Genomic DNA, 4,891 nt, shown 5'->3' with positions numbered 1-4,891 from the left:
CGCCCAACCCGCCCCTGACCGTCTACCGCACCATGGGCCCGGGCTCCGTGCCCGAGCGCGGCCTGCCCGCCCAGCGCGCCGAGTGGATCCGCGCCCGCGCTGACGTCGAGGAGTACGAGGGCCGCGAGCGCGACCTGCTCGACGACGGCCGCTCGGCCGTGCGCCGCGGCGCCGCTTCACAGGAGTGGGCCGGCGAGCGCCGCCCCCCGCTGCGCGCCAAGGAGGGCGCGCGCGTCACCCAGATGCACTACGCCCGGCGCGGCGAGATCACCCCGGAGATGCGCTACGTCGCCCTGCGCGAGGGCGTGGACGTGGAGCTGGTGCGCTCCGAGGTCGCGGCCGGCCGCGCCATCATCCCGGCGAACGTGAACCACCCCGAGTCGGAGCCGATGATCATCGGCAAGGCGTTCGCCGTGAAGGTCAACGCGAACATCGGCAACTCGGCGGTGACGTCGTCGATCGCCGAGGAGGTCTCGAAGCTGCAGTGGGCCACCCGCTGGGGCGCGGACACCGTGATGGACCTGTCCACGGGCGACGACATCCACACCACCCGCGAGTGGATCCTGCGCAACTCCCCCGTGCCGATCGGCACCGTGCCGATCTACCAGGCCCTCGAGAAGGTCGGCGGCGACCACCAGGCCCTGACCTGGGAGATCTTCCGCGACACCGTGATCGAGCAGTGCGAGCAGGGCGTGGACTACATGACCGTGCACGCCGGCGTGCTGCTGCGCCACGTGCCGCTGTCCGCGGACCGCGTGACCGGCATCGTCTCCCGCGGCGGCTCGATCATGGCCGGCTGGTGCCTGGGCCACCACAAGGAGAACTTCCTCTACGAGAACTACGACGAGCTCTGCGAGATCTTCGCGCGCTACGACGTCGCGTTCTCCCTGGGCGACGGCCTGCGGCCGGGCTCCGTGGCGGACGCCAACGACGCCGCCCAGTTCGCCGAGCTCGACACGCTCGCCGAGCTGACGGAGCGGGCGTGGGCGTACGACGTCCAGGTCATGGTGGAGGGCCCCGGCCACATCCCGCTGCACCTGGTGCGGGAGAACGTGGAGCGCCAGCAGGAGCTGTGCAAGGGTGCCCCGTTCTACACGCTCGGCCCCCTCGTCACGGACATCGCCCCGGCGTACGACCACATCACCTCGGCCATCGGCGCCACCGAGATCGCCCGCTACGGCACCGCGATGCTCTGCTATGTCACGCCCAAGGAGCACCTGGGCCTGCCGGACCGGGACGACGTGAAGACGGGCGTGATCACCTACAAGATCGCCGCGCACGCCGCCGACGTCGCCAAGGGCCACCCCGGCGCCCGCGACCGCGATGACGCGCTGTCCAAGGCGCGCTTCGAGTTCCGCTGGCGCGACCAGTTCGGCCTCGGCCTGGATCCGCAGCTCGCCGAGGAGTATCACGACGAGACGCTGCCGGCCGAGCCCGCCAAGACCGCCCACTTCTGCTCGATGTGCGGGCCGAAGTTCTGCTCCATGCGCATCAGCCAGGACATCCGCAGCGAGTTCGGCGGCGCGTCCGAGCAGGCGCGGATCGCCGAGGCCGGCATGGCCGCGAAGTCCGCGGAGTTCCGGGCCGCCGGCGGGTCCGTGTACCTGCCCGAGCCGACGATCCGCACCGCCTCGGACGCCTGAGGCCGGACGCGGGGTGAGGTGGGGCGGGATGGCCCGCCCCTGCGCCACCTGACGATCGCGTCATGACCTGAGGGCCGCCACCAGGTCATGACGCGATCGCCAGGACAAGACCCTCCGGGACGGCGAAGGCGCGGCCCCACGGACGGGGCAGTGCGCTCGGTGGTCGATCGAGTGGTGATGCCTCTTGACTCACACACACTGGGCTCACTATTCCGTCAGGCCCCTGTGATGCGTGTCCCATTCGCCCACAGGAATTGAGTGGATGGAATATGACGTGAAAGTCGACATGACCCCGCCGGTCCACACCCCAGGGGCGCTTCCCAGGTGAGGCATCATCCAGCCGCTCAGCTCTCCTCGGGCCAGCCGTGATGACCCGGATGCTCGTCTCGAGATTCCTCCTTCTCCTGATCACGCTCGGAACAGCAGCGCTCCTCGCGTCCTACGTCGGGGTGGAGAAGGAGGACCGCTGGCGCATGGACGGCACGGTGTACGAGATCTCGGCATTCCCCGCTGGCGAGGCCTGGCCCATGATCCGGACGTCGCTGACGGGCCCGGACTCCGGCTCCGCGGCCACCTCCACGAACCCCCACGTGACGGCCCTCGCCGGCCGACCTGCTCTGGGCGTGCTCCCGGACGGCGTCGCCCCGACCGCGGTCGTCCCCAGCACCTCCCCCTTCGCCGCACGTGCCGCTGCGGGCGAGCTGAGCTGGCCGGACGTCGATCGGGTCGTCGTCCGAGACCTCTCCTCCGCGCCGGATCGCGCCGCCGAAGCAGACCTCCTGGTCCCGTTCCTAACACCCGACAGTTCGTCCCTGACAGGTGTGATCGGCGGATCACCGGCCCAGCTCGGCGAGCTCGTCCAATCGCTGCGGCGGGCCGGTGTCGTCGTCGACGTCGTCCCGCTCCCGCCGCCGTGGGAGGCAGCGATGCGACGCAGTGTCCATGTGCCCCTGCTCGCCGTGCTCGCCGGCTTCGCCCTGCTGGGCGCACAGGTCGTCTGGCGCACGACCCTGCGCAGTCGACTGCTCCCTGCCGTTACCTCGCACCGCCTCGTCGGTGCCTCCCCACTGCGAGCGGCCCGGCTCGGTGTGGGGCCCGCCATGGTCGCCTGGACGACCGCCGCCGCGAGTGCCGGCGGAGTCTGGCTCGTGGCATGGCCCCGGTGGGACGCGGAGATCGGTCTCACCGGTGACACCGCTCTCCTCTGGTCCGCCGTGCTCGTCGTGGACGCCATCCTCATCCTCGGCACGACCCTGTCCACCCTCTGGGTCCGAAGGGCACACGCATGACGGCAGCCATGCGGGCCGTTGCGGACGGCCTCCGCGACCTGTTCGACACGCCCGGACTGCTGTTCCTGTCCCTGCTGCACACGACCGTGGCGTCGGTCGTGTTCGGACTGGCCCTGGGCGTCGCCGGCGGGGTGACCACGGCGCTCGAGGTGCTCGAGGACGCCGAGTCGTCGGGCCTGGTGGCAGCCAGGATCCTGGACCCCGCCGTCACGACCGACCTCCACCCCCGCGCCGTCGACACCGTCTCCCGGGCGTTCGCCGCCCATGTCGACGGAGTCGACCCCCGTGCCTTCCTCGTGACGGACGCCATCGGAATCGAGGACCCCCGGCTGCAGGGGGCGGTCATCGCCACGCCTGGTCTGGCCCGGGAGTTCGGCGCCGCTGCTGCCGTCAGTCCCGCCGCGGGTGTGTACTTCGCTCCCGCCGCGATCACCTCCGGGGCACCGGGCGGCACCGTGTACGTGGGGTCCACACCCCACAGCTATGCCGGCCCACTCCCCGGGGACGCGGCCGCGCCGCGGGCCGACGGATCCCTCTGGCCCCTGGGTGAGTCGCCCGTCATCGTCACCAGCACGACGACCATGGCCGGCCTGATCGAACCGGTCCAGCTCGCGGCGGTCTTCGGTTCCGTCGTGGCACGCCAGGACGCGGCCTCCGAGGTGAGAGCGGCACTCGACGTCCTCGAGGACGAGACGGGCGTGGTCGCCGAGTTGGCCCCGATCGCCTCGACCAGGTCTCCGATCGCCCGAGAAGCCCGCGGTGCCGCGCTCATGGTCACCGCCTACACCGCCGGGCTTGCCAGCGCCGTCGTGACGGTGGTGAGCCTCCTGACGACCATGACCCGTCGACTCACGCCCACGTGGCTGGCGCACCTGACGGTCGGGGCGCCCAGACGACTGATCCGGCTCCGGATCGCCACATCCGTGGCCGCGGTATGGGGCATTCCGGCCGTGCTCGGATCGTTGCTCGGCCTCGGCATCGCCTCGGAAGCGGGCGGACTGCGTCCGGCGCCTGCCGTCGTCGTGGTCGGGCTGGCGGTCGTCTTGGCGATCGCCGCTGCGTGCACCCGTCATCCCCTCCGCCAGCTGCACCGGGCCGTCCGCACGGCGGCACTCGTCGAAAGGACCGTGTGATGTCCCTGCTCACCGTGCACGACGTACACCGCTCCTACCGCGGCCCCGCCGGGGATGTCCCCGTGCTCCGCGGCGTCTCGCTCCAGGTCCCCGGGGGCGGCGTCCACGCGATCATGGGACCCTCCGGGTCCGGCAAGTCGACCCTGCTGCGGCTCCTCGCCTGCCTTGACACACCGGACGCCGGGAGCATCCGTGTGGCCGGGCGGAGCCTGCCGGCACCGTGGTCGTCCGACGGCGACGCCTACCGGAACCGGACGTGCGGCATCGTGCTCCAGGACCATCTGCTCATCGATCGGGCGACCGCCGTGGACAACGCGGCCCTGCCGCTGCTCTACGCGCGGCCGCGCCCGGCGAAGCGCGAGCGTCGCACCATGGCCGCCGAGCTTCTGACGCGGCTCGGGCTCGGAGACCGTCTCCACCACCCCGTCGGCCGACTCTCCGGCGGCGAGCGCCAGCGCGTGGCCATCGCCCGGGCCGTGATCATGGGGCCCTCCCTGCTGCTCGCCGACGAGCCGACGGGCGCCCTGGACGAGGAGCGCACCGACGAGGTGATGGGGCTCTTCCGCTCCATGTCCCAGCCGGAGCGGGCGATCGTGATCGTGACGCATGACCCCGCCGTGGCGGCCCGGTGCGACCACACGTGGCGGCTGCGGGCCGGGCGGCTCGAGTGACGAGGTCCGGCCGTGCCTCCTGCACAGGTGTCCGCAGACGGGGCTGCGTCCCCGGGCGTCGCGTTCCGGCTCCGGATGTCCGGGGCCGCTCCTAGGCTCGGGTGCATGAGCGCGCACCACGCCGACGACGGCCTCCCCGCCCCCGTCTCCACCCC

General features: G+C 72.1%; 4 protein-coding genes. All 4 read left to right on the top strand.

The features are described 5' to 3' along the window. On the top strand, positions 1–1,643 hold a 1,643-nt coding region (gene thiC, locus J1M39_RS11315; protein WP_206496808.1), incomplete at its 5' end, for a phosphomethylpyrimidine synthase ThiC. 368 nt (positions 1,644–2,011) lie between these two features. Next, the gene (locus tag J1M39_RS11310) at positions 2,012–2,932 is read left to right on the top strand and encodes a hypothetical protein (RefSeq protein WP_206496807.1); all 921 of its coding nucleotides are present in this window, start codon (positions 2,012–2,014) and stop codon (positions 2,930–2,932) included. Then, positions 2,929–4,065, top strand: a complete 1,137-nt coding sequence (locus J1M39_RS11305; protein WP_225348403.1) for a hypothetical protein — start codon at positions 2,929–2,931, stop codon at positions 4,063–4,065. Before J1M39_RS11310 ends, J1M39_RS11305 begins: the two co-directional genes overlap by 4 nt. Beyond that, on the top strand, positions 4,065–4,736 hold the full coding sequence (locus tag J1M39_RS11300; RefSeq protein ID WP_134416576.1) for an ABC transporter ATP-binding protein: 672 nt from the start codon (positions 4,065–4,067) through the stop codon (positions 4,734–4,736). Before J1M39_RS11305 ends, J1M39_RS11300 begins: the two co-directional genes overlap by 1 nt. The last annotated feature ends 155 nt before the right edge of the window (positions 4,737–4,891 follow it).

This window comes from Micrococcus sp. KRD077 (assembly GCF_017168505.1).
Taxonomy (GTDB): Bacteria; Actinomycetota; Actinomycetes; order Actinomycetales; family Micrococcaceae; genus Micrococcus; species Micrococcus luteus.
Note: the sequence above shows the minus strand (reverse complement) of the source record. Positions and strands in the feature narration are given on the sequence as shown.